At 71.7% G+C, this 23870-nt stretch carries 27 protein-coding genes and 1 pseudogene; 20 read left to right on the top strand and 8 right to left on the bottom strand.

The genetic code is table 11. The features are described from left to right. Positions 1-56 precede the first annotated feature (56 nt). The 4 genes from C4J65_RS06525 (at position 57) to C4J65_RS06510 (ending at position 3464) form a co-directional block, all read left to right on the top strand. Positions 57-1010 carry a heme o synthase gene (locus C4J65_RS06525; protein WP_115741533.1) on the top strand — a complete coding sequence of 318 codons (954 nt, stop codon included), beginning with the start codon at positions 57-59 and terminating at the stop codon, positions 1008-1010. A gap of 97 nt (positions 1011-1107) precedes the next feature. Continuing rightward, complete coding sequence (locus C4J65_RS06520; RefSeq protein WP_205350964.1) at positions 1108-1476, top strand: hypothetical protein; 369 nt, start codon at positions 1108-1110, stop codon at positions 1474-1476. Positions 1477-1574: 98 nt separating this feature from the next. Continuing rightward, positions 1575-2681: an amidohydrolase family protein gene (locus C4J65_RS06515; protein WP_115741531.1), complete on the top strand. Its 1107-nt coding sequence runs from the start codon at positions 1575-1577 to the stop codon at positions 2679-2681. Positions 2682-2720: 39 nt separating this feature from the next. Next, positions 2721-3464 carry a nucleotidyltransferase domain-containing protein gene (locus C4J65_RS06510; protein WP_205350963.1) on the top strand — a complete coding sequence of 248 codons (744 nt, stop codon included), beginning with the start codon at positions 2721-2723 and terminating at the stop codon, positions 3462-3464. On the opposite strand, the gene C4J65_RS06505 is transcribed toward C4J65_RS06510, so the two are convergent. The 4 genes and pseudogenes from C4J65_RS06505 to C4J65_RS06490 form a co-directional block, all read right to left on the bottom strand. Further along, on the bottom strand, positions 3419-4489 hold the full coding sequence (locus C4J65_RS06505; RefSeq protein WP_115741529.1) for a COX15/CtaA family protein: 1071 nt from the start codon (positions 4487-4489) through the stop codon (positions 3419-3421). The two genes, C4J65_RS06510 and C4J65_RS06505, sit on opposite strands and share 46 nt — an antisense overlap. Before the next feature lie 6 nt (positions 4490-4495). Continuing rightward, positions 4496-5305, bottom strand: coding sequence for an ABC transporter permease (locus C4J65_RS06500; RefSeq protein ID WP_115741528.1), 810 nt, complete (start codon positions 5303-5305; stop codon positions 4496-4498). After that, positions 5302-6225 carry an ABC transporter ATP-binding protein gene (locus C4J65_RS06495; protein ID WP_115741527.1) on the bottom strand — a complete coding sequence of 308 codons (924 nt, stop codon included), beginning with the start codon at positions 6223-6225 and terminating at the stop codon, positions 5302-5304. The genes C4J65_RS06500 and C4J65_RS06495 overlap by 4 nt, the downstream gene beginning before the upstream one ends. A 76-nt stretch (positions 6226-6301) precedes the next feature. Continuing rightward, positions 6302-7122, bottom strand: a pseudogene (locus tag C4J65_RS06490) (AAC(3) family N-acetyltransferase). 170 nt (positions 7123-7292) lie between these two features. Here C4J65_RS06490 and C4J65_RS06485 point away from each other — a divergent pair. The 11 genes from C4J65_RS06485 (at position 7293) to dapD (ending at position 15907) form a co-directional block, all read left to right on the top strand. After that, positions 7293-8075: a metalloregulator ArsR/SmtB family transcription factor gene (locus C4J65_RS06485; RefSeq protein WP_115741526.1), complete on the top strand. Its 783-nt coding sequence runs from the start codon at positions 7293-7295 to the stop codon at positions 8073-8075. Continuing rightward, the gene (gene sufB, locus C4J65_RS06480; RefSeq protein WP_003976894.1) at positions 8072-9493 is read left to right on the top strand and encodes a Fe-S cluster assembly protein SufB; all 1422 of its coding nucleotides are present in this window, start codon (positions 8072-8074) and stop codon (positions 9491-9493) included. Before C4J65_RS06485 ends, sufB begins: the two co-directional genes overlap by 4 nt. Positions 9494-9552: 59 nt before the next feature. Continuing rightward, positions 9553-10737 (top strand): Fe-S cluster assembly protein SufD, encoded by a 1185-nt coding sequence (sufD, locus tag C4J65_RS06475; protein WP_115741525.1) that lies wholly within the window; start codon positions 9553-9555, stop codon positions 10735-10737. Next, complete coding sequence (locus C4J65_RS06470; RefSeq protein WP_115741524.1) at positions 10734-11051, top strand: non-heme iron oxygenase ferredoxin subunit; 318 nt, start codon at positions 10734-10736, stop codon at positions 11049-11051. Before sufD ends, C4J65_RS06470 begins: the two co-directional genes overlap by 4 nt. A 7-nt stretch (positions 11052-11058) precedes the next feature. Beyond that, positions 11059-11823: a Fe-S cluster assembly ATPase SufC gene (gene sufC, locus C4J65_RS06465; RefSeq protein WP_115741523.1), complete on the top strand. Its 765-nt coding sequence runs from the start codon at positions 11059-11061 to the stop codon at positions 11821-11823. Then, positions 11820-13076, top strand: coding sequence for a cysteine desulfurase (locus C4J65_RS06460; protein ID WP_115741522.1), 1257 nt, complete (start codon positions 11820-11822; stop codon positions 13074-13076). Before sufC ends, C4J65_RS06460 begins: the two co-directional genes overlap by 4 nt. A 17-nt stretch (positions 13077-13093) precedes the next feature. Beyond that, positions 13094-13564: a Fe-S cluster assembly sulfur transfer protein SufU gene (gene sufU / locus C4J65_RS06455; protein ID WP_115741521.1), complete on the top strand. Its 471-nt coding sequence runs from the start codon at positions 13094-13096 to the stop codon at positions 13562-13564. Next, on the top strand, positions 13561-13893 hold the full coding sequence (locus C4J65_RS06450; RefSeq protein ID WP_003976900.1) for a metal-sulfur cluster assembly factor: 333 nt from the start codon (positions 13561-13563) through the stop codon (positions 13891-13893). Before sufU ends, C4J65_RS06450 begins: the two co-directional genes overlap by 4 nt. A gap of 101 nt (positions 13894-13994) precedes the next feature. Further along, positions 13995-14315: a multidrug efflux SMR transporter gene (locus tag C4J65_RS06445; RefSeq protein WP_115741520.1), complete on the top strand. Its 321-nt coding sequence runs from the start codon at positions 13995-13997 to the stop codon at positions 14313-14315. Further along, a complete protein-coding gene (locus tag C4J65_RS06440; protein WP_115741519.1) occupies positions 14315-14908 on the top strand; it encodes a TetR family transcriptional regulator in 594 nt (197 codons plus the stop codon). The genes C4J65_RS06445 and C4J65_RS06440 overlap by 1 nt, the downstream gene beginning before the upstream one ends. A 9-nt stretch (positions 14909-14917) precedes the next feature. Further along, positions 14918-15907: a 2,3,4,5-tetrahydropyridine-2,6-dicarboxylate N-succinyltransferase gene (dapD, locus tag C4J65_RS06435; protein ID WP_115741518.1), complete on the top strand. Its 990-nt coding sequence runs from the start codon at positions 14918-14920 to the stop codon at positions 15905-15907. Between the two features lie 50 nt (positions 15908-15957). On the opposite strand, the gene C4J65_RS06430 is transcribed toward dapD, so the two are convergent. Beyond that, the gene (locus C4J65_RS06430; RefSeq protein WP_205351128.1) at positions 15958-16632 is read right to left on the bottom strand and encodes a DNA alkylation repair protein; all 675 of its coding nucleotides are present in this window, start codon (positions 16630-16632) and stop codon (positions 15958-15960) included. A gap of 109 nt (positions 16633-16741) precedes the next feature. Next, positions 16742-16930 carry a hypothetical protein gene (locus C4J65_RS06425; protein ID WP_162833058.1) on the bottom strand — a complete coding sequence of 63 codons (189 nt, stop codon included), beginning with the start codon at positions 16928-16930 and terminating at the stop codon, positions 16742-16744. A gap of 119 nt (positions 16931-17049) precedes the next feature. On the opposite strand from C4J65_RS06425, the gene C4J65_RS06420 reads away from it, so the two are divergent. Next, positions 17050-17301: a hypothetical protein gene (locus C4J65_RS06420; RefSeq protein WP_115741515.1), complete on the top strand. Its 252-nt coding sequence runs from the start codon at positions 17050-17052 to the stop codon at positions 17299-17301. Here C4J65_RS06420 and dapA read toward each other — a convergent pair. Continuing rightward, positions 17286-18209, bottom strand: a complete 924-nt coding sequence (dapA, locus tag C4J65_RS06415; protein ID WP_115741514.1) for a 4-hydroxy-tetrahydrodipicolinate synthase — start codon at positions 18207-18209, stop codon at positions 17286-17288. The genes C4J65_RS06420 and dapA overlap by 16 nt on opposite strands. A 199-nt stretch (positions 18210-18408) precedes the next feature. Between dapA and C4J65_RS06410 the strand changes: the two genes are divergently transcribed. From C4J65_RS06410 to C4J65_RS06400, 3 genes are all read left to right on the top strand, one after another. Beyond that, positions 18409-18828, top strand: coding sequence for a phage holin family protein (locus C4J65_RS06410; protein ID WP_087810006.1), 420 nt, complete (start codon positions 18409-18411; stop codon positions 18826-18828). Then, positions 18825-19289 carry a DUF3618 domain-containing protein gene (locus C4J65_RS06405; RefSeq protein ID WP_115741513.1) on the top strand — a complete coding sequence of 155 codons (465 nt, stop codon included), beginning with the start codon at positions 18825-18827 and terminating at the stop codon, positions 19287-19289. Before C4J65_RS06410 ends, C4J65_RS06405 begins: the two co-directional genes overlap by 4 nt. Before the next feature lie 199 nt (positions 19290-19488). Beyond that, positions 19489-20196, top strand: coding sequence for an antibiotic biosynthesis monooxygenase family protein (locus tag C4J65_RS06400; RefSeq protein WP_115741512.1), 708 nt, complete (start codon positions 19489-19491; stop codon positions 20194-20196). A 31-nt stretch (positions 20197-20227) separates the two neighbouring features. Here the strand turns inward: C4J65_RS06400 and C4J65_RS06395 are convergent, their stop codons facing one another. Next, positions 20228-22066 carry an endonuclease/exonuclease/phosphatase family protein gene (locus C4J65_RS06395; RefSeq protein WP_115741511.1) on the bottom strand — a complete coding sequence of 613 codons (1839 nt, stop codon included), beginning with the start codon at positions 22064-22066 and terminating at the stop codon, positions 20228-20230. Positions 22067-22366: 300 nt separating this feature from the next. Here C4J65_RS06395 and C4J65_RS06390 point away from each other — a divergent pair, with 300 nt between their 5' ends. Then, positions 22367-23794: a hypothetical protein gene (locus C4J65_RS06390; RefSeq protein WP_115741510.1), complete on the top strand. Its 1428-nt coding sequence runs from the start codon at positions 22367-22369 to the stop codon at positions 23792-23794. Positions 23795-23870 lie beyond the last annotated feature (76 nt).

Raw genomic sequence — 23870 nt, 5'->3', positions numbered from 1 at the left:
GCGAGCCTTTACCGCCACTTCACACGGGGAGGCTTGCTGGGATGTCTCTGTCAGGGGTGTGCGTGACGGCCGTTGAATCCCGTCCTGCGGGGGTTATCGGGACGAGCCAGAGCCCGAGTCACCGGCCGTTCGGGGCCCGTGTCAAGGCGTTCGTGGCGCTGACCAAGCCGCGGATCATCGAGCTTCTGCTGATCACCACCGTTCCGGTGATGTTCCTCGCCGAACAGGGTGTTCCGAATCTGAAGCTGGTGCTGCTGACCTGTGTCGGCGGTTATCTGTCGGCCGGCGGCGCCAACGCGCTGAACATGTACATCGACCGCGACATCGACGCCCTGATGGACCGGACCTCGCAGCGACCGCTGGTGACCGGCATGGTCAGCCCGGTCGAATGCCTCGTCTTCGGCATCACCCTGGCGATCGTCTCCACGCTGCTGTTCGGCCTCACCGTCAACTGGCTGTCGGCCTGGCTCTCGCTCGGCGCGCTCCTCTTCTACGTCGTCGTCTACACGATGATCCTCAAGCGCCGCACCTCGCAGAACATCGTCTGGGGCGGCATCGCCGGCTGTCTGCCGGTGCTCATCGGCTGGTCGGCCGTGACCAACTCGATGTCCTGGGCGCCGGTCATCCTCTTCGGGGTGATGTTCTTCTGGACGCCGCCGCACTACTGGCCGCTGTCCATGAAGGTCAAGGAGGACTACGCGCGCGTCGGCGTGCCGATGCTCCCGGTGATCGCCTCCAACAAGGTCGTCGCCCGGCAGATCGTCATCTACAGCTGGGTGATGGTCGTGGTGTCGCTGCTGCTGCAGCCGCTCGGCTACACCGGCTGGTTCTACAGTGCGGTGGCCCTGGCCGCCGGCGGTATGTGGCTGTGGGAGGCGCACGGGCTGCAGAACCGCGCCAAGGCCGAGGTGACCGGTGGCAAGCTCAAGGAGATGCGGCTGTTCCACTGGTCGATCACCTACGTGTCGGTGCTGTTCCTGGCGATCGCGGTGGACCCCTTCCTGCGCTGAGCGCTCTTGGTGAACTCGTCCGACGGGCGGGGCGCGTGGTCAAGGCCACGCACCCCGCCCGTCGCCGTTTGATCTACCCGTCGGTAGCATCCTGGTCATGGCAGACACGCAGCAGGTGGACACGGAGCAGTCCGGCGCGAAGGGCGGCTGGGCCGACCGGTGGGCCGCGTACGAGGTGACCCGGACGGCCGGGCGGATCGACTCCTTCGCCAAGGCCCACGGCGGCGCCGAGGCCCAGGTGGCCTACCTCGGTGAGCGCGGCGCCCGGATCGTGCTCGTCGGCGCGGACGGCGCCTGGGGCGACCTGGTCGCGCGCACCCACGCGAGCGCGGTCAAGGCCGTCGAGCAGTCCGGGATCACCGTCCACGAGGACTTCGACGGCGAGTTCGCGGCCAAGGTCGCCACGGGCCGCTACGAGTGGTCGCGCATGGCCGGCATCCAGGTCGGGGGCCCGAGCAACACCTGAGGGCGGGTTCACCCGTTAGGACCGTAGGAAGCCGCGAGGCGCAGGGGCCGCAAGGCACACCAGCCGCGCGGCGCACGGTCCCAGCGCGGGGAGCCCGGATGATCGAAACGCCGTCCCTGGTGGACCAGTACTGCCACGGCGTCCTGAGAACGGAGCTGGGACTCGGCACCTTCGAGGCCCAGCTGGCCCGCACCGAGGGCCCGCCCGCACCGGGCACCACCCTCTTCGACACCCAGACCGGCTTCGCGGTACGCCGCTGGTGCCCGCCCCTGCTCGGCCTGGAACCGCACTGTCCGCCCGCCCGCTACCTGGCCCGGCGCCGCGAACTGGGCGTCATGGAGGCCGACCGCCGGCTGCTGCGCGGCAGCGGCATCACCACCTACCTGGTCGACGCGGGACTGCCCGGAGACCTCACCGGCCCCGCCGAGATGGCCACCGCGGCGGACGCGGACACGCGCGAGATCGTGCGCCTGGAACTCCTCGCCGAGCAGGTCGCCGACACCTCGGGCACCGTCGAGTCCTTCCTCGCCAACCTCGCCGAGGCCGTGCACGGCGCCGCCGCGAACGCGGTCGCCTTCACCTCCGTCGCCGGGGTACGGCACGGCCTGGCCCTCGCCCCGGAGCCGCCCGGCGCGGGCGAGGTGCGCGGGGCCGCCGCCCGCTGGCTGACCGGGCGCGAGGTCGGCGGGGAGCTGAGCGACCCCGTACTGCTGCGCCACCTGCTGTGGATCGCCGTCGCCTCGGGCCTGCCGCTCCAGCTGCACGCGGGACTCGGCGAACCGGGCCTGCGCATCGACCGCACCGACCCCGTCCTGCTCACCGACTTCGTGCGGGCCACCGCCGGACTGGGCACCGACCTGGTCCTGCTGCACGGCTACCCCTACCACCGCCACGCCGCCCACCTGGCCGGCGTCTTCCCGCACGTCTACGCCGACTCGGGCGCCGCCCTGGTGCGCACCGGCGCCCGGGCCGCGACGGTCCTCGCGGAGATCCTCGAGCTGGCCCCCTTCGGCAAGATCCTGTTCTCCAGCGGCGCCCAGGGCCTGCCCGAACTGCACGTCGTCGCCGCCCGGCTGTTCCGCGAGGCCCTCGGGCGGGTGCTGGGCGCCTGGGTGGCCGAGGGGGCGTGGTCGCTCGGGGACGCGCAGCGGGTGGCGGGGATGATCGCCTCGGGGAACGCCGGACGGGTGTACGGACTGGAGTGACGGGTGTACACACCGGAGCGGGTCGTCGAGACTGGGCGCATGCCGACCGACGCCCTGCTCGACCGCTTCCGCACCGGCCTGACGCCCCTCGACCCCGTCGCCGTCTGGGCCCACGGTTCACTGGGCGCGGGCGACTACCAGGAGGGCCGCAGCGACCTGGACCTGATCGCGGTGCTGCCCCGGCCGGCCACGGCCCGCACGGCCTGGCGGCTGGGGCTGCTCCACGCCCGTCTGCGCGCCGAGCCCCTGGCCGGGCTGCTGCACTGCACCTACCTGTCGCCCGACACGGTCGCCGACCCCGACCAGCGGCATCTGACCTGGGCCCACCAGCAGCTCTTCAAACGGACGGTCACCCCGGTCACCCGGCGCGAACTCCACAGCTTCGGCCGGATCCTGCACGGCGAGTCGCCGGAGCGGCTGCTGCCACCGGTGCCGGACCGGGAACTGCACGCCTTCGTCGTCCGCGACCAGCGGGAATTCTGGCGTCCGCACGTGCGCAGGGCGCAGCTGTGGTCGCAGGACGTCTGGGTCGACCTGGGTCTGATCACCTTCGCCCGCGCCACCGTCACGCTGCGCGAGGGCCGCCTGATCACCAAGCGGGAGGCCCTGGACGAGCTGCCCGCCCTGGGCGCGCCCGGCGAGGTCGTCGAGGACATCGCCGAACGGCGGTACGGGAAGGGCCCGTGGCCCGCGGCCACGGCGGAGTGGACCGCCCGCCGCGCCGAGCTGACCCGGAGCTACCTGGGACCGGCCATCGACACGCTGGTGGCGTCGTACTCCTGAGCGGGCAGCCCGGGGACCGCCTCCTCGGGCCGCTCGCGCAGCGCCAGCAGCACCCGCAGCACCGCGATCCACACCAGGCATGAGCCCAGCATGTGCAGCCCGACCAGCACCTCGGGCAGGTCGGTGAAGTACTGGACGTACCCGATGGCCCCCTGCGCGAGCAGCACCAGGAACAGGTCGCGGGTGCGGGACAGCGGGCCCTTGGGCGCGTCGACCGCCTTCAGCACGAACCACAGGGCGAACGTCAGCGTCACCACGATCCACGCCAGGACGGCGTGCGCCTTGCTGATCATCTCCCAGTCGACCGGCATGCGCGGCACGTCGCTGGAGTCGCCCGCGTGCGGTCCCGCCCCGGTGACCACGGTGCCGACCACGACCAGCAGCGCGGAGACGACGACCATCACCCACACCAGCTGCTGCACGGACCTGCCGACCAGCGGGCGCGGCGCCGTGTCGCCCTCCCGGGTGCGCTGCCACATCACCGTGGCCAGGGTCAGCAGCGCCGTCGTCGCCACGAAGTGCGCCGCGACCGTGTACGGGTTGAGGCCGACGAGCACGACGATGCCACCGAGCACGGCGTTGCTCATCACGACCCAGAACTGCGCCCACCCCAGCAGGGTGAGGCTGCGCCGGTACGGCTTCTGCGAGCGGGCGGCGATGATCGCCCAGCCGACGGCGGCACACAGCACGTAGGTCAGCATGCGGTTGCCGAACTCGATGATGCCGTGGAAGCCCATCTCGCCCGTGGTGGTGAGCGAGTCGTCGGTGCACTTGGGCCAGGTCGGGCAGCCGAGGCCCGAGCCGGTGAGCCGGACGGCGCCGCCGGTGACGACGATGACCACCGCCATCACGAGAGGCGCGAGGGCCGCCCGCTGGACCGTCCGGGGATGCGGGGTCCAGCGTGCGGCGATGAAGGCGAGCGGGTTGCGCACGGCGGCTACGGCGTCGGCACGGGTCACGTTTGGCACGCCGTCCATCGTAGGCGTCCGCTTGTGCACGCTTTCACGAGGGTCGGTCCGTGGCATGTGTTCCTACTCCCAGCGGAAGAACTTCCCCGCGGCCGCGAGCCCCACGACCGCCCACACGGCGAGGATCCCCAGGTCGCCCCAGGGCATCGCGGCCCCGTGCTGGAGGATGTCCCGCAGTCCGTCCGACAGGGCGGAGACGGGCAGCAGCCCCAGCACGTCCTGCGCCCCGTCCGGGAACCTGTCCAGCGGCACGATCACCCCGCCGCCCACGAGGAGCAGCAGGAAGACCAGGTTGGCTGCGGCCAGCGTGGCCTCCGCCTTCAGCGTGCCCGCCATCAGCAGCCCGAGCCCGGAGAAGGCGGCGGTGCCGAGGACCAGGAGCAGCAGCACGGCCGCCGGGTTGCCGTGCGGCGACCAGCCCAGAGCGAGGGCGATCACCGTCAGCAGCACGATCTGGAGCACCTCGGTGACCAGGACCGACGCCGTCTTCGCGGTCATCAGGGCCCAGCGCGGCAGCGGGGAGGCGGCCAGCCGCTTCAGCACTCCGTACCGGCGCTCGAAGCCGGTGGCGATGGCCTGCCCGGTGAACGCCGTCGACATCACGGCCAGCGCGAGGATGCCCGGGGCGAGGAAGTCGACCGCCTCCCCGGCTCCGGTGTCGATGATGTCCACGGAGCTGAACAGGACGAGCAGCAGCGTCGGGATGATCACCGTCAGCAGCAGCTGCTCGCCGTTGCGCAGCAGCATCTTCGTCTCGAGCACGGCCTGGGCCGCGATCATGCGCCCGAGGGGAGCCGCGCCGGGCCGGGGCGCGTACGTCCCCGCTGCCCCGGGCGCTCCCGTGTTCCCCGGTGTCCCGGTCGTCGTGGTCACCCGCGCAGCTCCTTGCCCGTCAGTTCCAAGAACACGTCCTCCAGGGTGTGCCGCTCCACCGAGATGCGGTCCGGCATCACCCCGTGCTGGGCGCACCAGGAGGTCACCGTCGCGAGCAGTTGCGGGTCGACCTCGCCGTTCACCCGGTAGGAGCCCGGGGTCAGCTCGGCGGCCGCGGAGTCCGGGGGCAGTGCCTTGAGCAGCGACGCCACGTCCAGTCCCGGGCGGCCGGTGAACCGCAGGGTGTTCTCGGCGCCGCCGCGGCACAGCTCCTCCGGGGAGCCCTGGGCGACGACCCGGCCGGTGTCGACGATGGCGACGTCGTCGGCCAGCTGCTCGGCCTCGTCCATGTGGTGCGTGGTGAGGATCACCGAGACCCCGTCGCCGCGCAGGTCCCGCACGAGGTCCCAGGTGGCGCGGCGGGCCTGCGGGTCGAGGCCGGCGGTCGGCTCGTCCAGGAACACCAGCTCCGGGCGGCCGACCACGGCCATCGCGAGGGCGAGGCGCTGCTGCTGCCCGCCCGAGAGCCTGCGGTACGTGGTGCGGCCGCACGAGCCGAGACCGAGCCGCTCGATCAGCGCGTCGACGTCCAGCGGGTGGGCGTGCAGCTTCGCGACGTGGCGCAGCATCTCGTCCGCGCGGGCGCCGGAGTAGACGCCGCCGGACTGGAGCATCACGCCGATCCGCGGCCGCAGCTCGGCACCCTGTCGCACCGGGTCCAGGCCGAGGACTCGCACCGTCCCGGAGTCCGGTCTGCGGTATCCCTCACAGGTCTCGATCGTGGTCGTCTTGCCCGCCCCGTTGGGACCGAGCACGGCGGTCACGCCCGTGCGGGCCACCAGGTCCAGGCCGTTCACCGCGGTCTTCGGGCCGTACCGCTTCTCCAGGGCCTGGACCTGGACCACGGGCTCGCTTCGCATGGGTCACGAGTCTAGGGAGGCGGACGACCGGCCGGGCGCGGGGGTGTGGAAAACCTCTTCGCCGCCGGTACGGGACTCACTCGCGAGGGCGGTGCAGGGGCAGCCACCGCTCGGCGTACGCGACCGCGTCCGGCAGGGAGAACAGGCGGGCGTCGGCCGCGCCGACCCTGCCGCGCACGACGGGACGGTCCCGTTCGAAGTCGTGGCCGAGTTCGTCGAAGCGCTCCGACGTGATCGACACCTCGGTCACCCGCTCCCAGCCCACCGGCCCCGGGCGCCCCACCTCCACCAGCGGAGCGGGGATCCGGTACTCGGCGAGGTGGAAGGCGGTGCACGCGTCGTAGCCCGCGCCGAGCAGCAGGACCCGGGCGTCCAGCCGCTCCAGCGTGGCCAGCGGGCTGTTCCCCCACTGCCTTAAGGGCGTGGGAGGTACCCCCAGCCCAGCCGGCAGTCGGTCGCGTGGCCGGCGGCCACCTCGGCGGCGCGGGCGCCGAGGGCGGCGAATGAGGTCTGCGGATGGGCGCTGCGCCGGGCGCCGGGCCAGGTGCGTACGGTCTCCGGGACCACGCCGACGCCGCGCGAGGGCGTGATCAGCGGGTCGTACGGGGGCGTCGCCGCGCGGACGGCCTCCCACCACGCCTCGGGCACCGGCGGGCTGGTCCACAGGGCCGGGTCGGAGAGGTCGCCCGTCTGCGTCGGGACCGCCAGGGTGCCGCCCGGGCCGAGCACGTCGAGCAGCGCCTGGACGACCGCGACGGGGCCTCCGCAGACCCAGCCGAGCGAGCTGAGGGAGGAGTGCACGAGGAGGGTGTCGCCGGTGCGCACACCCAGTTCGCGCAGCCCGGCGGCGAGGCTGCCGCGGGTGACGAGTGGGCCGGTCGGAGGGGGCGTGGGCATGCGGGGAGTGTTCCGGAAGCCGGTCGCGGACGCCAGTGGATTGCCCGGCGTCCGATCGATCAAAGATCGTTTCCGCAGGTCACCTTAGGTATGCCTAAGTGACGCAGGGCACCGTCCGATGATCCGGACGCGGCTTGCCCGCCCCGGAGGAATTACGCAACAATGGCGTTGTGAAAAACGTCGGTGAGGCTCCGCAGGAGGAACTCGCGACCGGTGAGCGGTCCACCCGCAACCGTGTCGTGCGCTCCATCCTGGACCACGGGCCGTCGACCGTCGCCGAGCTCGCCGGACGCCTGGGCCTGACCCAGGCCGCCGTCCGGCGCCATCTCGACGCCCTCGTCGCCGACGACGTGGTCGAAGCCCGCGAACAGCGGGTCTACGGCGCGCGCACGCGCGGGCGGCCCGCCAAGGTCTTCGCGCTCACCGACTGCGGCCGGGACGCCTTCGACCAGTCGTACGACAAGCTGGCGGCCGACGCCCTGCACTGGATCGCCGAGCAGCAGGGCGGGGAGCAGGCGATCGCCGCCTTCGCCCGTGCCCGGATCGCCGCCCAGTCGGGCGCGTACCGCGCGGCCGTCGAGTCCGCCCCCGCCGAGAAGCGCGCCGAAGCACTGGCCAAGGCTCTGAGCGAGGACGGGTACGCTGCTACCGCGCGGAGCGCACCCCACCCCCAGCAGGGCGAGCAGCTGTGTCAGCACCACTGCCCGGTCGCCCACGTGGCGGAGCAGTTCCCGCAGCTGTGCGAGGCGGAGACGGAGTTTTTCGCCGAGCTGCTCGGTACGCATGTACAGCGTCTGGCGACCATCGCGCACGGCGACGGGGTGTGCACCACGTTCATCCCCAAGACTTCGAAGCCCCCCGAGACGTCCGAGACGGCTTCCGGTGCGGCTTCCAAGACGATTTCCAAGACCCACAACGCATCTGCAAGCACGGCCGGGAGGAACCCCGCATGACTCTCCCCACGGAGACTGCTCACCCTGAGCTCGAGGGCCTGGGCAAGTACGAATACGGCTGGGCCGACTCCGACACGGCCGGCGCCTCTGCCAAGCGCGGCATCAACGAGGACGTCGTCCGCGACATCTCCGCGAAGAAGAACGAGCCGGAGTGGATGACCAAGCTCCGTCTCAAGGGCCTGCGCCTCTTCGAGAAGAAGCCGATGCCGAACTGGGGCTCGGACCTGTCGGGGATCGACTTCGACAACATCAAGTACTTCGTGCGCTCCACGGAGAAGCAGGCGGAGTCCTGGGAGGACCTGCCCGAGGACATCAAGAACACGTACGACAAGCTCGGCATCCCGGAGGCGGAGAAGCAGCGCCTCGTCGCCGGTGTCGCCGCGCAGTACGAGTCCGAGGTCGTCTACCACCAGATCCGCGAGGACCTGGAGGAGCAGGGCGTCATCTTCCTGGACACCGACACGGCCCTGAAGGAGCACCCCGAGCTCTTCAAGGAGTACTTCGGCACCGTCATCCCCGTCGGTGACAACAAGTTCGCCTCGCTGAACAGCGCCGTGTGGTCCGGCGGCTCCTTCATCTACGTGCCGAAGGGCGTGCACGTCGAGATCCCGCTCCAGGCCTACTTCCGTATCAACACGGAGAACATGGGCCAGTTCGAGCGGACCCTGATCATCGTCGACGAGGGCGCCTACGTGCACTACGTCGAGGGCTGCACCGCGCCGATCTACAAGTCGGACTCGCTGCACTCCGCGGTCGTCGAGATCATCGTCAAGAAGAACGCCCGCTGCCGCTACACGACCATCCAGAACTGGTCGAACAACGTCTACAACCTGGTCACCAAGCGCGCCGTGGCGTACGAGGGCGCGACCATGGAGTGGATCGACGGCAACATCGGCTCCAAGGTGACGATGAAGTACCCGGCCGTCTACCTGATGGGCGAGCACGCCAAGGGCGAGACCCTCTCCATCGCCTTCGCGGGCGAGGGCCAGCACCAGGACGCCGGCTCCAAGATGGTCCACATGGCGCCGAACACCTCCTCCAACATCGTGTCGAAGTCGGTGGCGCGCGGCGGCGGCCGCACCTCCTACCGCGGTCTCGTCGAGATCGGCGAGGGCGCCCACGGCTCCAAGTCGAACGTGCTGTGCGACGCGCTGCTCGTCGACACCATCTCCCGCTCCGACACGTACCCCTACGTGGACGTCCGCGAGGACGACGTGTCCATGGGCCACGAGGCGACCGTCTCCAAGGTCTCCGAGGACCAGCTCTTCTACCTGATGAGCCGCGGTCTGAGCGAGTTCGAGGCGATGGCGATGATCGTGCGCGGCTTCGTCGAGCCGATCGCCAAGGAGCTGCCCATGGAGTACGCCCTCGAGCTCAACCGGCTGATCGAGCTGCAGATGGAGGGCGCGGTCGGCTGACCCCGCCCCCACCGCAGTCGCCAGATTCAGGAACGTAGGAAGAGAGCAGACCGACAGCCATGGCTGAGGCTCAGAACATCCCCGTGGGGTCCACCACCGCGGGCCAGATCGCGGTGGCCGCCGAGTCGACCGTCGCCACGCGCATGAGCGCGCCCGCGTCCTTCGACGTGGCGGACTTCCAGGTCCCGCACGGCCGCGAGGAGGAGTGGCGGTTCACCCCGCTGGAGCGGCTGCGCGGGCTGCACGACGGCACCGCCGTCGCCACCGGCGACGGCGTGAAGGTCGACGTCGAGGCGCCCGAGGGCGTCGTCGTCGAGACCGTCGGCCGCGACGACGCGCGCATCGGCAGGGCCGGGACCCCCGTGGACCGGGTCGCCGCCCAGGCCTACTCGGCGTTCGAGAAGGCCGGCGTGATCACCGTCCCCAAGGAGACGGTCCTCACCGAGCCGATCCGCATCGCCGTGCACGGCGAGGGCGGCACCGCCTACGGCCACCAGGTCGTCGAGCTGGGCGCCTTCGCCGAGGCCGTGGTCGTCATCGACCACACCGGCGACGCGGTGCTCGCGGCCAACGTCGACTACGTCCTGGGCGACGGCGCCAAGCTGACCGTCGTCTCCGTCCAGGACTGGGACGACAAGGCCGTGCACGTCGGCCAGCACAACGCGCTCGTCGGCCGCGACGCGACCTTCAAGTCCTTCGTCGTCACCTTCGGCGGCGACCTGGTACGGCTGCACCCCCGGGTGGCCTACGCGGGCCCCGGCGGCGAGGCCGAGCTGTTCGGCCTGTACTTCACCGACGCCGGCCAGCACCAGGAGCACCGCCTCCTGGTCGACCACAACGTCCCGCACTGCAAGTCGAACGTCGTCTACAAGGGCGCGCTCCAGGGCGACGACGCGCACGCGGTGTGGATCGGCGACGTGCTCATCGAGGCCGCGGCCGAGGGCACCGACACCTACGAGATGAACCGCAACCTCGTCCTCACCGACGGCGCGCGGGTCGACTCGGTGCCGAACCTGGAGATCGAGACCGGCGAGATCGTCGGCGCCGGTCACGCCTCCGCCACCGGCCGCTTCGACGACGAGCAGCTCTTCTACCTGATGGCGCGCGGCATCCCCGAGCTCGACGCCCGCCGCCTGGTGGTCCGCGGCTTCTTCGCCGAGCTGGTCCAGCAGATCGGCGTCGCGGACATCGAGGAGCGCCTCCTCGCCAAGATCGAGAAGGAGCTGGAGGCGTCGGTCGCATGACCTTCGTACGCGTCTGTGGAGCGGACGAGCTGGAGGAGGACACCCCGAAGCGGGTGGAACTCGACGGCACGCCGATCTCCGTCGTGCGGACGGAGGGCGAGCTGTTCGCCATTTACGACATCTGCTCGCACGCGAACGTCTCGCTGGCCGAGGGCGAGGTCGACGACTGCCACATCGAGTGCTGGCTGCACGGCTCGCGCTTCGACCTCCGGTCCGGCAAGCCCGACAGTCTTCCGGCGACGCGCCCCGTCCCCGTATACCCCGTAAAGATCGAAGGGGACGACGTGCTCGTCTCCCTCACCCAGGAGTCCTGAGGCACCCATGGCAACGCTTGAAATCCGAGACCTGCACGTCACCGTCGAGGCCGACAACGCCACGAAGGAGATCCTCAAGGGCGTCGACCTCACCGTGAAGCAGGGCGAGACGCACGCCATCATGGGCCCGAACGGCTCCGGCAAGTCGACCCTCGCCTACTCGCTGGCGGGTCACCCCAAGTACACGATCACCGGCGGCACCGTCACCCTCGACGGCGAGGACGTCCTGGAGATGTCCGTCGACGAGCGCGCCCGCGCCGGCCTGTTCCTCGCCATGCAGTACCCGGTCGAGGTCCCCGGCGTCTCGGTCTCCAACTTCCTGCGCACCTCCGCCACCGCCGTCCGCGGCGAGGCCCCCAAGCTGCGGCACTGGGTGAAGGAGGTCAAGGAGGCCATGGAGCGCCTCAACATGGACCCCGCCTTCGCCGAGCGCAACGTCAACGAGGGCTTCTCCGGCGGTGAGAAGAAGCGCCACGAGATCCTCCAGCTGGAGCTGCTCAAGCCGAAGGTCGCGATCCTCGACGAGACCGACTCCGGCCTGGACGTCGACGCCCTGCGCGTCGTCTCCGAGGGCGTCAACCGCGTCCGCGAGTCCGGTGAGGTCGGCACCCTGCTGATCACGCACTACACGCGCATCCTGCGCTACATCAAGCCCGACCACGTCCACGTCTTCGCCAACGGCCGCATCGCCGAGTCCGGCGGCGCCGAGCTGGCCGACAAGCTCGAGGCCGAGGGCTACGAGGCATACACGAAGGGCGGCGCATCCGAGTGACACAGCTGCCGGGCCTCCTCGACACCGAGGCGATCCGCAAGGACTTCCCCATCCTGGACCGCCAGGTCCACGACGGACACAAGCTCGTGTACCTGGACAACGCGGCGACCAGCCAGAAGCCGCGGCAGGTGCTGGACGCGCTCAGCGAGTACTACGAGCGCTACAACGCCAACGTCCACCGCGGCGTCCACGTCCTCGCCGAGGAGGCCACGGCGCTGTACGAGGGCGCGCGTGACAAGGTCGCGGAGTTCATCAACGCGCCCTCGCGCGACGAGGTGATCTTCACCAAGAACGCCTCGGAGTCCCTCAACCTGGTCGCGAACATGCTGGGCTGGGCCGACGACCCCTACCGCGTGGACCACGAGACCGAGATCGTCATCACGGAGATGGAGCACCACTCCAACATCGTGCCGTGGCAGCTGCTGGCGCAGCGCACCGGCGCGAAGCTCCGCTGGTTCGGCCTCACGGACGACGGCCGCCTGGACCTGTCCAACATCGACGAGGTGATCACCGAGAAGACGAAGATCGTCTCCTTCGTGCTGGTCTCCAACATCCTGGGCACCCACAACCCGGTCGAGGCGATCGTGCGCCGCGCCCAGGAGGTCGGTGCGCTGGTCTGCATCGACGCCTCCCAGGCCGCGCCGCACATGCCGTTGGACGTGCAGGCCCTCCAGGCCGACTTCGTGGCCTTCACCGGCCACAAGATGTGCGGCCCGACCGGCATCGGCGTCCTGTGGGGCCGCCAGGAGCTGCTGGAGGACCTCCCGCCGTTCCTCGGCGGCGGAGAGATGATCGAGACCGTCTCGATGCACTCCTCCACCTACGCCCCGGCCCCGCACAAGTTCGAGGCGGGTACGCCCCCCATCGCGGGCGCGGTCGGCCTGGGCGCGGCGATCGACTACCTGAACTCGATCGGCATGGACAGGATCCTCGCCCACGAGCACGCGCTGACCGAGTACGCGGTCAAGCGTCTGCTGGAGGTCCCGGACCTGCGCATCATCGGCCCCACCACGGCCGAGGAGCGCGGCGCGGCGATCTCCTTCACGCTGGGGGACATCCACCCCCACGACGTGGGCCAGGTCCTCGACGAGCAGGGCATCGCGGTCCGGGTCGGCCACCACTGCGCCCGCCCCGTCTGCCTGCGCTACGGAATTCCTGCGACCACGCGAGCGTCGTTCTATCTGTACTCCACGCCGGCCGAGATCGACGCACTGGTCGACGGTCTGGAGCACGTACGGAACTTCTTCGGCTGACGGGACGAGCGAAGAGCATGAAGCTGGACTCCATGTACCAGGAAGTCATCCTGGACCACTACAAGAACCCGCACGGGCGGGGCTTGCGGGATGGCGACGCCGAGGTCCACCACGTCAACCCGACATGCGGCGACGAGATCACGCTCCGCGTGAAGTACGACGGCACGACGATCAGCGACGTCAGCTACGAGGGCCAGGGCTGCTCCATCAGCCAGGCGAGCGCCTCCGTGCTGAACGACCTGCTGGTCGGCAAGGACCTCGCCCAGGCTCAGCGGATCCAGGAGACCTTCCTGGAGCTGATGCAGTCCAAGGGCAGGATCGAGCCCGACGACGCGATGGAGGAGGTCCTGGAGGACGCGGTCGCGTTCGCCGGGGTCTCGAAGTACCCGGCCCGGGTCAAGTGCGCCCTGCTGAGCTGGATGGCCTGGAAGGACGCGACCGCCCAGGCGCTGGACGGCGCCGACGCCGACAAGGAGACGACGGCATGAGCGAGACCCTGGAGATGAAGCCGGCCTCGGAGGAGGAGCTCCGCGAGGCCCTGATGGACGTCGTGGACCCGGAGCTGGGCATCGACGTCGTCAACCTCGGCCTGATCTACGGCATCCACGTCGACGACGCGAACATCGCGACCGTCGACATGACCCTGACGTCGGCGGCCTGTCCGCTGACCGACGTGATCGAGGACCAGGCCAAGTCCGCCACGGACGGCCTCGTCAGCGAGCTGCGCATCAACTGGGTCTGGATGCCGCCGTGGGGCCCCGACAAGATCACGGACGACGGCCGCGAGCAGCTGCGCGCGCTCGGGTTCAACGTCTGAGACACATCGGCAGCAGCGTTTTCGGGAACGGCGGCACCTCCGGGTGTCGCCGTTCCCGTGTTCGCGCCCGCCCGCTCCCCACGTTATGTACGCTCGTACACATGGGATATCTGCTCCTGGCCGGAGCCATCGCCGCCGAGGTCGCCGGCACCACCGCCATGAAGTACAGCGAGGGCTTCAGCAGGCTCGTGCCGTCCCTGCTGACGGCGCTCGCCTACGTCCTCTCCTTCGCCCTCCTCGCCCAGACCCTGAAGATCCTCGCCGTCGGCACGGCGTACGCCATCTGGGCCGGAGTGGGTACGGCCGCCATCGCCACCATCGGCGTCGCCTTCATGGGCGAGGGGATGACGGCCACCAAGGCCGCCGGCATCGCGCTGATCATCATCGGCGTCGTCGTCCTCAACCTGGGCGGAGCGCACTGATGGTCCGCCGCCACGATCCGGAGCGCCGCCAGCGCATCATCGACGCGGCGATCAGGGTCGTCGGACGCGCGGGCATCGCCGGGCTCAGCCACCGCAGCGTCGCCGCCGAGGCGGACGTGCCGCTCGGCTCCACGACGTACCACTTCGCGACCCTCGACGACCTCATGGTCGCCGCCCTGCGCCAGGCCAACGAGGGCTTCGCCAGGGTCGTCGCGGCGCACCCCGCCCTGTCCGACCCCGAGGCCGACCTGCCCGGCGAACTCGCCCGCGTCCTCGGCGCATGGCTGGGCGGCGACCGCACCGGCGTGGAGCTGGAGTACGAGCTGTACCTCGCCGCCCTGCGCCGCCCCGCGCTGCGCCCGGTCGCCGCCGAGTGGGCCGAGGGCGTGGGCGCCCTGCTCGCCGCCCGCACGGACCCCGTGACGGCCCGAGCCCTGGTCGCCGTACTGGACGGCATCTGCCTCCAGGTGCTGCTGACGGACACGCCGTACGACGAGGAGTACGCCCGGGAGGTGCTGACCCGGCTGATCCCCGCGCCCGGCACGCGAGACGCCCCCCGGCCCGGCTCGCATCGGCGGGCGGCGGCCGGTTAGGTTGCCCTCATGACCGACACGACTGCTCCCCGCACCACCGGCGCCGTGGCCGCCGGCCTCGCCACGATCGCCGCCGACGGCACCGTCCTCGACACCTGGTACCCGGCGCCCGAACTGTCCGACGAGCCCGGTCCCTCCGGCACCGAGCGCCTCACCGCCGAACAGGCCGCCGAACTCCTGGGCGGCGGCGCGACCGCCGCGGTCGGTCCGGACGCCCGCCGCGGCGTCGAGGTGGTCGCGGTCCGCACGGTCATCGCCTCGCTGGACGAGAAGCCGGTCGACACGCACGACGTCTACCTGCGCCTGCACCTGCTCTCCCACCGCCTGGTCAAGCCGCACGGCCAGAGCCTGGACGGCATCTTCGCCCACCTCGCCAACGTCGCCTGGACCTCGCTGGGCCCGGTCGCCGTGGACGACATCGAGAAGGTCCGCCTCAACGCCCGCGCCGAGGGCCTGCACCTCCAGGTCACCTCGGTCGACAAGTTCCCCCGCATGACGGACTACGTCGCACCCAAGGGCGTCCGCATCGCCGACGCCGACCGCGTCCGGCTCGGCGCCCACCTGGCCGAGGGCACCACGGTCATGCACGAGGGCTTCGTCAACTTCAACGCCGGCACGCTGGGCACCTCGATGGTCGAGGGCCGCATCTCCGCGGGTGTCGTCGTCGGCGACGGCTCCGACATCGGCGGCGGCGCCTCCACCATGGGCACCCTCTCCGGCGGCGGCAACGTCCGCATCGTCATCGGCGAGCGCTGCCTGGTCGGCGCCGAGGCGGGCGTCGGCATCGCCCTGGGCGACGAGTGCGTGGTCGAGGCCGGCCTCTACGTCACCGCGGGCACCCGCGTCACGATGCCCGACGGCCAGGTCGTCAAGGCCCGCGAGCTCTCCGGCGCCTCCAACATCCTCTTCCGCCGCAACTCGGTCACCGGCACGGTCGAGGCCCGCCCGAACAACGCGGTCTGGGGCGGCCTGAACGAGGTCCTGCACAGCCACAACTGATCACGCGCCAGTTCGCCGAGCGCTCTGTCCGTCCGTCGCGGGGAGGGCGCTCAGGTGTCTGCGAGGGTGGCCTTCGGGGTGGCCTGCTCCTGTTGGCGGCGCACGATCTCCGTGATCCAGACGGGGGCGTACGGGGAGGTGCAGCCCGGGGGAGTCGGGTAGTCCTTGAGGACCCCGAGGCGTTCGCCGACGGCGAGGGCGCGGGGGCGGTGTTCGGGGTGGTCGATGCCGATCCGGGCCAGGCAGTGGTTCATCGCCCACTGGAGGCGGTCCGGGGCGTCCCTCATCTCCGACTCGACGGTGTCCAGCAGACCCGGGAGGTCGAGACCCGCCGGTCTCCTCGTCACGCGTTCGGTGGTCAGCGCCCAGCCGGCGCTCGCGACCACCGGGTCCGGATCGGCCGTCCAGGCCACGCGCAGTTCCTCGGCGTGCGGGCTCTTCTTCACCACGTAGGCGACGAGCCAGTCGTGCACCTTTGGAGTGCGGGCCCCGCGCAGCATGGTGTCCAGTTCGGCGCGGTCGAAGGCTCTGGGGCGGCAGATCAGGAGGCTCAGCAGTCGCGCGGCGGTGTCGTCCGTCGCCCAGAGCCGGCGTGCCAGTTCCGGCTGCGTCTTCAGCCGCTTCGCGAGAGCGCGCAGCCTGGTGAGGTTCACGCCGTGGTCGTCGCCGTGCTTCTCGTTCACCGCCCGGATCCGCGGGTCCTCGAGCCCGGCCAGCTCGGCCATCACCTCGGGCAGCGTCGTCCCGGCCGGCGTCTCGTCCGGCGTCTTCTCCGGCACCTCGGCCCCTCCTGTCGCCCCCGTCGGTCGTCTGCGGGGGCCCAGCCTACGGCGCTCACCGTTTCAGGGCCCGGTACCTCTTCAGCAGCGCGGTGACGCGGACCTGGTCGGCCGCTCCGTTCAGCTCGGTCAGGAGGTCGTCGGGGCACAGTTCGTAGAGGTCGCCCCACCAGCGGCGGCCCTTGCTGTCCCAGATCCGGTATCCGCCCGGGACGCCCCGGGCCACGTAGCGTCGTCTGCTCATCGCGGGCACCGTAACCCGCACGTACGGATGACTGTCCGTGACTTTCCGGTGGTCTTGGCGGATGAACGGGTGGACGCAGAGTCCGATCAGACGCCGATCCGACGAGACGAGGACCTGGGATGACGCCTGAGGCGAAAAGTGAGCGGGTGGGGACGGTGGCGCGCCTGCTGGCCGGGGCGGGCGCCGCGGTGCTGGTGTGCTGGCTCCCGTTGGGGGCCGCGGGGACCGCGCACGCCGACGAGACGACGACCGGTTCGCACAACGGCCCCCGGGTGGGGCTCCTCAACGTCCACGTCGGGCAGATCGACGACCCGGCGGAGGACGTACTGGAACACACCCTGCTGTTCGGCGACGGCTACGCCTGGGACTGACCGGTGTCGGCGGCCAGTTCCTCGTAGGCCGCCAGCAGACCGGCAGTGGTCTCCCGGTCCGCGGACCGCAGCGGTGCGCGGACCGGCCCCGCCGGCAGGCCCAGCGCGCCGAGGAGGGCCTTGGCGGTGACCGTGCCCGGCAGGGCGGCCGCCATCATCGACTCGACGAGCGGGACCGCCCGCCGCTGGAGCAGGGCGGCCCGGCCGGTCTCGCCCGCGTCGAAGGCGTCGAGGACGGCCCGGAACAGCTCAGGCACGACGTTGGCGACGGTGCTGACGCAGCCCACCGCTCCGATCGCGTACAGGGGGAGGATCTGCTCGTCGCAGCCCGCGTAGTACGCCAGACCGGTGCGGGACAGCACCTTCTGGGTGCCGAGGAGGTCGTACGAGCAGTCCTTGACGGCCACGATCCGCGGGTGACCGGCGAGCCGGACGAGGGTCGCGGGCTCGATGCGGGTAGCGGTGCGGCCGGGGATGTCGTACAGCATCACGGGCAGGCCGCTCGCGTCGGCGACCTCGCGAAAGTGCGCCTCCAGGGCGTCCTGCGGCGGCCTGCTGTAGTACGGCGCGACCACCAGCAGTCCGTCCGCTCCGGCCTTCTCGGCGGCCAGGGCCAGTTCCACGGTGTGCCGGGTGTCCGCGGTGCCGACCCCGGCGACGAGTGCCGCACGGTCCCCGACCGCCTCCCGGACCGCCGTCACCAGCGCCGCCTTCTCGGCGTCCGTGGTGGTCGGCGACTCGCCCGTGGTGCCGGACAGCACCAGGCCGTCGCAGCCCCGGGAGACCAGCCGGTCGGCGAGCCGCTGGGCACCGTCGAGGTCGAGCGCGCCGGAGGCGGTGAACGGGGTGACCATGGCGCACAGGGTGCGGCCGAAGGGGGCGGCGGGGCGGTCGTCGTCTGTCGTCATGGGAGTAGTGTCGGCCGCCGGACAGTGTAGCTCTACTTAATTTCTCTACGAGATACCTGTAAGGATTGCTTCAGCTCGGGTGGCGGAGCCGCGGGCGGCGGCGGCGGTGCGGGCGGCGACGGTGCGGGCGGCGGCAGGGGTAGCGCCGCTCGGCCCGGGGTACCCGGGGTGCTCCGAACCGAGAGGAGGCGGGAACACCGTGACCGGAACCATGCACACCAGGCCGGTGCACGACGAGCAGCACTCCGTGGGCGAACTCGTCGGGCAGGCCACCGAACAGCTCTCCCGGCTCGTGCGTCAGGAAGTGGCCCTCGCCAAGATGGAACTGGCCGAGAAGGGCAAGCGCGCCGGGCGCGGCGGCGGAATGCTCGGTGCCGCGGGCGCCATCGCCTACGTGGGCCTGTTCGCCCTGGCCGGCACGGCCACCGCCGCGCTCTCGCTGGTACTGCCCGTCTGGGCCGCGGCGCTCATCGTGACGGCGGCGCTCTTCGTGATCGCCGGCGTACTGGCCATGACCGGTCGCGCCCAGCTCCGCCGGGCCGTGCCACCCAAGCCCGAGGAGACCCTCGGCAGCGTCAGGGCCGACGTGGACCAGATCAGGGAAAGGGCACATCGATGACCGAGGCGACGAGCCGGGACGGTTCGAGGAGCGGCTCCACCGCGCAGCCGGCCGGCGGGGCCAAGGGACCCGACGAACTGCGCAGGCAGATCGAACAGACCCGCGGCCAGCTCGGCGACACCGTGGAGGAGCTGGCGGGCAAGGCCGACGTGAAGGGCCGCGCCAAGGCCCGGGCCGCCGACCTGAAGGACAGGGCCGGCGCCATGAGCGGGCAACTGCGCAGCTCCGCCGCGCACGCCGGGCACGCCGTACAGGACAAGGCGGGCCGGGCCGGGCACACCGCGCACGGCAGGGCGGCCCGGGCCCGGGACGACGCGGAGCGGCACACGCCGCCCGGGCGGGCGCGCGGCGCGGTGCGGGCCGGGCTCGGGCATCCGCGCGCCGTGCTGGCCGCCGGGGCGGTGGCGGGCGTGATGGTCGCGGCGGGCCTCGTGCGGCGCCGCCGGCCCGGACACTGCTGAGCCCTCCGGGGGAGCGCGGTGCGGCGAGGGGCTCCAGTCGGGCGACGCGGGCCCCTCGCCGCGCAGGAAGGTGGCGGCACCCGGTTGGCGACACGCGCTTCGCGACACGCGTTCCTGATCGGAATCAACTTGACCTCAACCTTGGTCGAGGTCAAAGGCTGGTGTGTGCACCGACGACCACCGATCACCGGAGGCCGGCATGACCCGCCGCACCCACACCCATCCCCGTCCCGCCCGCCCCGACGTCCTGGCGCCCTTCTTCAGCACCTGGAGGGTCGGCACCCCCGAGCGGCAACGGCAGACCGTCGACGCCATCTCCCGTACCTGGGAGAGCCGCCCCTGGCCCGCCGACGAACTGCTCGGCTACCACGTCTACGGCGGGCACGACGGCAGCACGCTGCTGCACTACTCCCAGTGGGCGAGCGAGCAGGCGTACGAGGCCTTCGCGGGAACGCGACGGCAGGAGCGCGTCGACGAGATCGACACCGCCGTGCCGGGCATCGAACGGCTGAAGCTCGGCCGGTACCGGCCCTACCGCGGCACGAGCCGCGCGTCGGGGGCGGCCACCGTCGTCCCGGGCTGTGTGGTGATCGTCGACATCGAGTTCGAGGGACCCGACCCCGAACGGCAGCGCGCCTGGGTGGACGCCGTCTTCGAGGCCCTGGAGAGCGAGTCGGCCCCGCCCCCCGGCGGTATCTCCGCCCACTTCCACCTCAGCACCGACGGCACCCGCGTCCTCAACTACGCCGAGTGGCAGAGCGCGCAGGCCCACCGCGACGCCCTCGCCGCACCCGGCGGCGGTGTCGGCTCGGCGACGCCCCAGTGGAAGCGGGTGCACGACTGGCCGGGCGTGAAGAGCAGCACGGTCAACCGCTACGACCACGTGCTGGGCCTCGTACCCCGCTGAAGCCGCTGAACCCGCCCCCACCGCCGGCCGGTTACGGACGGAACCGCAGCACCTGCGGGTCGTGGTCGCTGATCTGGTCGTGGAACTCGGCGTTGACGTGCACGCTGTCGTAGGACAGGTGGCCGCGGCGGACCGACGGGCTGACCAGGATCTGGTCCAGGACCTGGCTGTTGCCCTGGTAGACGTACGAGTAGCGCTCGCTCCTCGGCAGCGACTTCACCGCCGACCACAGTGCCCCGCCGTCCTCCAGGATGCGGGCGGTCGTCGAGAACTCGAAGTCGTTGATGTCCCCCAGGGCGACGACGTCCGCGTTCTTCTGGGTGGCCAGGATCTCCTTCACGAAGGTGTTCACCACCTTCGCCTGGGCGTGGCGCTGGGTCTCCGAGCTGCGCGACGGCGGCTGGTACTGCGCCGTCAGACCCTGGTCGCCGCCCTTGGAGTTGAAGTGGTTGGCGATCACGACGACCGTCCGGCCGCGGAAGACGAACTCGCCCGCCAGCGGCTTGCGGCTGTCCTCCCAGGCCGGGTCGGCCGGGGCCACCCGCCCGGGGGAGAGGGTCAGCGCCGCCTTGCCGCGCACCTTGCGCACCCCCGTCGCGGTGGTCGCGTCGCCGCCCGCGCGGTCGGTGAAGGAGACCCGCTCCGGGTTGAACAGGAACGCCTGACGGATGTTGCCGCCGGGCTCGCCGCCGTCCGCCTTGTCCACGGGGTCGATGCCGCGCCACTCGTAGCGCGGGCCGCCGGCCGCGACGATCGCGTCGATCAGCCTGCCGACCGTGACGTCGGCCGCCACGGTGCCGTCGTCCGTGGCGCCGTTGTTGTCCTGGATCTCCTCCAGCGACACGACGTCGGGCGACTTGAGGCGATGCACGATCGTTTCGGCGTGCGCGGTGAAGGTGTCGTCCGACGGGTCGAGGTTCTCCACGTTGTACGTGGCCACCGCCAGCTCGCGGGCGTTCTGCCGGCGCGTCGACTCGCGCTCCGTGCCGCCCCGCTCCAGGGCGCCGATCTCGCTCGCGACCAGCGTGTATCCGCCGTACTGGTTGTAGTCCAGCGGACCGGCGGTGGTGCCGGCGAGGGTGTCGCCCACGTTCGCGTCGGGGAAGTCGGCCGGCTTGCCCAGCGACTGGATCTGCAGCCGGCCGGTGTTCTGGTCGTCGTAGGAGCCGTAGACCGTGCCGCCGCGGCGGTTCCGGTTCTCCCAGGGCTTCACCGTGACCCACAGCTCGGTGTACGGGTCCGAGGCGCCGACCACCCGGGCGTCGGAGACCCGGACGTTCATGCCCTCCAGGGACTCGTAGTAGTCCAGGGCGTACGCCCCCGGCCGCAGGGTCAGGGCGTTGACCGAGCCGTTCGCCGCCGCGTCGCCCTCGGGGGCGTACGCGCGGGGCACGGAGCGGGCGGAGACGGCCGTCGCGGCCGGGAGAGCGTTGCCGCCCGAGACGACGGTGACCGTCGCACGGGTGATCTCGGTCAGCGACTGGTTCCCCGAGGAGGTACCGCCGGGGACGTACTCCGAGACCGTGCCGGAGACGGTGACCGCGTCTCCGGCGGCGACCTCGGGGGCCTTGCTCGTGAAGACGAAGACGCCCTCGCTGGTGGCCGGGTCCGCGTCCGGCAGCGGGTCCTGCATCCAGAAGCCCCTGGAGGAGCCGTAGCCGCGGACGCCGGTGACGATTCCGGCCACGTCCGTGACCTGCCGGCCGGCGTACGGCGACAGCCTGGTGCTGCCCTGGACGTCGTGGATCCGCACCGGGCCGGCCGCTGCGGAGGCGGCGTGCGCGGGCGTGGTGAGGACGACGGTGGACGCCGCCGAGCAGACGGCGGCGACGGTGAGCGCGGCGAGGCGCGTGGAGGACTTGCTGGCCAACGGATCCCTCCGGGGATGTGACGTGGCGCCGGGACGAGGGTGGGGTGCGAGGGGCAGCAGGCTGCACGTGGGACACCCGGGACCTGAGTGAACACTTGTCCCGGCCCGCCCCCCGCTTTCTACGCGCGTCAATCTCCTGCTTGATCACGCCAGTTGTCAAGGTTTCGGCCATGTACACCACCCGACGGGGAGATGAACCGGGCGGCATGGGTGGAAACCCGTCTAGGCTGGGCTGTTGAGCCGCAGGCAGTCCGGATGCGGCCGTATGGCGGTCAAGAGGCGCGCGAGGAGAAACTTCCGATGTCAGACAGCTCCACCCTGCCGCCCGCACGGCTGCGCCCCGAAGCGGAGCTGGCCCGCGACGCGCTGTCCGCGCCGGTGCTCGCCCGGGCCGCGCGGCTGGCCCGCTGGGCCGATGCCGGCACCCGCGTCGACGCCGGGGGCGGACTCGTCGAGGAGCAGTTGCCCGCGGCGGCCGAGCAGCTCGGGCTGAGCGGGGACGACGCCGCCGCCCACGCGAGCGAGGCGTGGCGGATCGCCGTGGACACCGGGCTCGTCGAGATCACCGACGAGGAGACGGGCACCGTGGCCCCGGGCGAGGACCTCGCCCTGCTCACCGGCGGCTCCCCCCAGGACGTGCTCGGGGTCTGGCTCACCGCCCTGGAGACCGTGCTCGCCGACGCGAGCGTGCCCGACCTCGACGACCTGGTCGACGCGATGGCCGAGGGCGGCGAGGTCGACCTGTCCGCCCTCGACTGGGACCCCGAAGCCGAGTCCGAGTTCCTCGACGGCGTGCTCGGCAACCTCTACCTGCTCACCGTCGGCGAGGAGGGCCCCGGCGAGGCCCCGGTGCCGCTGCCCGCGCTGGCCGCCTCGGTGATCGTGCCCAGCGACATGAGTGAGCCCAGCAACGAGGTCCTCGAGCAGGTGTCGGACGCGATGATGCGCCTGGACGACCAGTTCCGGCTCCTTGAACCGGTCGGCCTCGTCGAGTACCAGCCGGTCGACGAGGCGCTCATGGCCGACGCCGACGAGGAGCCCGCCGCGCCCGTCGACGAGGCCGACGTCACCCGCTACGGCATGGTGCGGCTCACCCCGCTCGGGCTGTACGGACTGCGCGCCCGGCTCCAGGACGCCGGCTTCGACGCGCCCGCCGTCGGTGACCTCGCGGACAAGGGCGCCGACGCGCTCCTCGACGGCACCGCGTCCTTCCCGTCGGCCGCGGCCCACGCCGAGACCGAGCTGTGGCTGGCCGGGCGGGGCCCGCTCGACGCCGCCCGCGAACTGCTCGCGGCGGCCCGCGGCTCCGACCCCGGCGCTCCGCTGCGCCGGCTGCGCTGCCAGCAGGCGCTCTCCCTCGTCGGCGCGGAGGCCGAGCCCGCGCTGCGGGAGGTCCTCGACGACGCCGAACTGGGCGGCCTGGCCCGGGTCTGGCTCACCGAGCACGGGGCCCGGGACGTACCGGCGCCGCCGCAGGAGATGGTCTTCTGGCTGACCATCGACACCGTCGCCGCCCAGCTCGCCGCCGAGGGCAACTCCGAGGAACTGCGCGCCCTGGTCGAGGGCCTCGCCCGCGGGCACAGCGGCTTCTTCGACACGGTCTGGCGGGTCGAGCACCCGGCCACCCCGGAGGTCCTGGAGGCGATGGGGCGGCTGCACCCCGACAAGAAGATCGCCAAGGAGGCCCGCAAGGCGGCGTTCAAGGCACGGTCCCAGCAAGGCGGCTGAGCGTCGTACGGCGGCGTACGGGGCGGGCGGCCGAGCGGCGTGCGGGGCGGCGTACGGAGCGGCGTACCGAGCGGCG

The sequence above is a fragment of the Streptomyces sp. CB09001 genome, assembly GCF_003369795.1.
In the GTDB taxonomy this organism is placed as follows: Bacteria; Actinomycetota; Actinomycetes; order Streptomycetales; family Streptomycetaceae; genus Streptomyces.
Note: the sequence above shows the minus strand (reverse complement) of the source record. Positions and strands in the feature narration are given on the sequence as shown.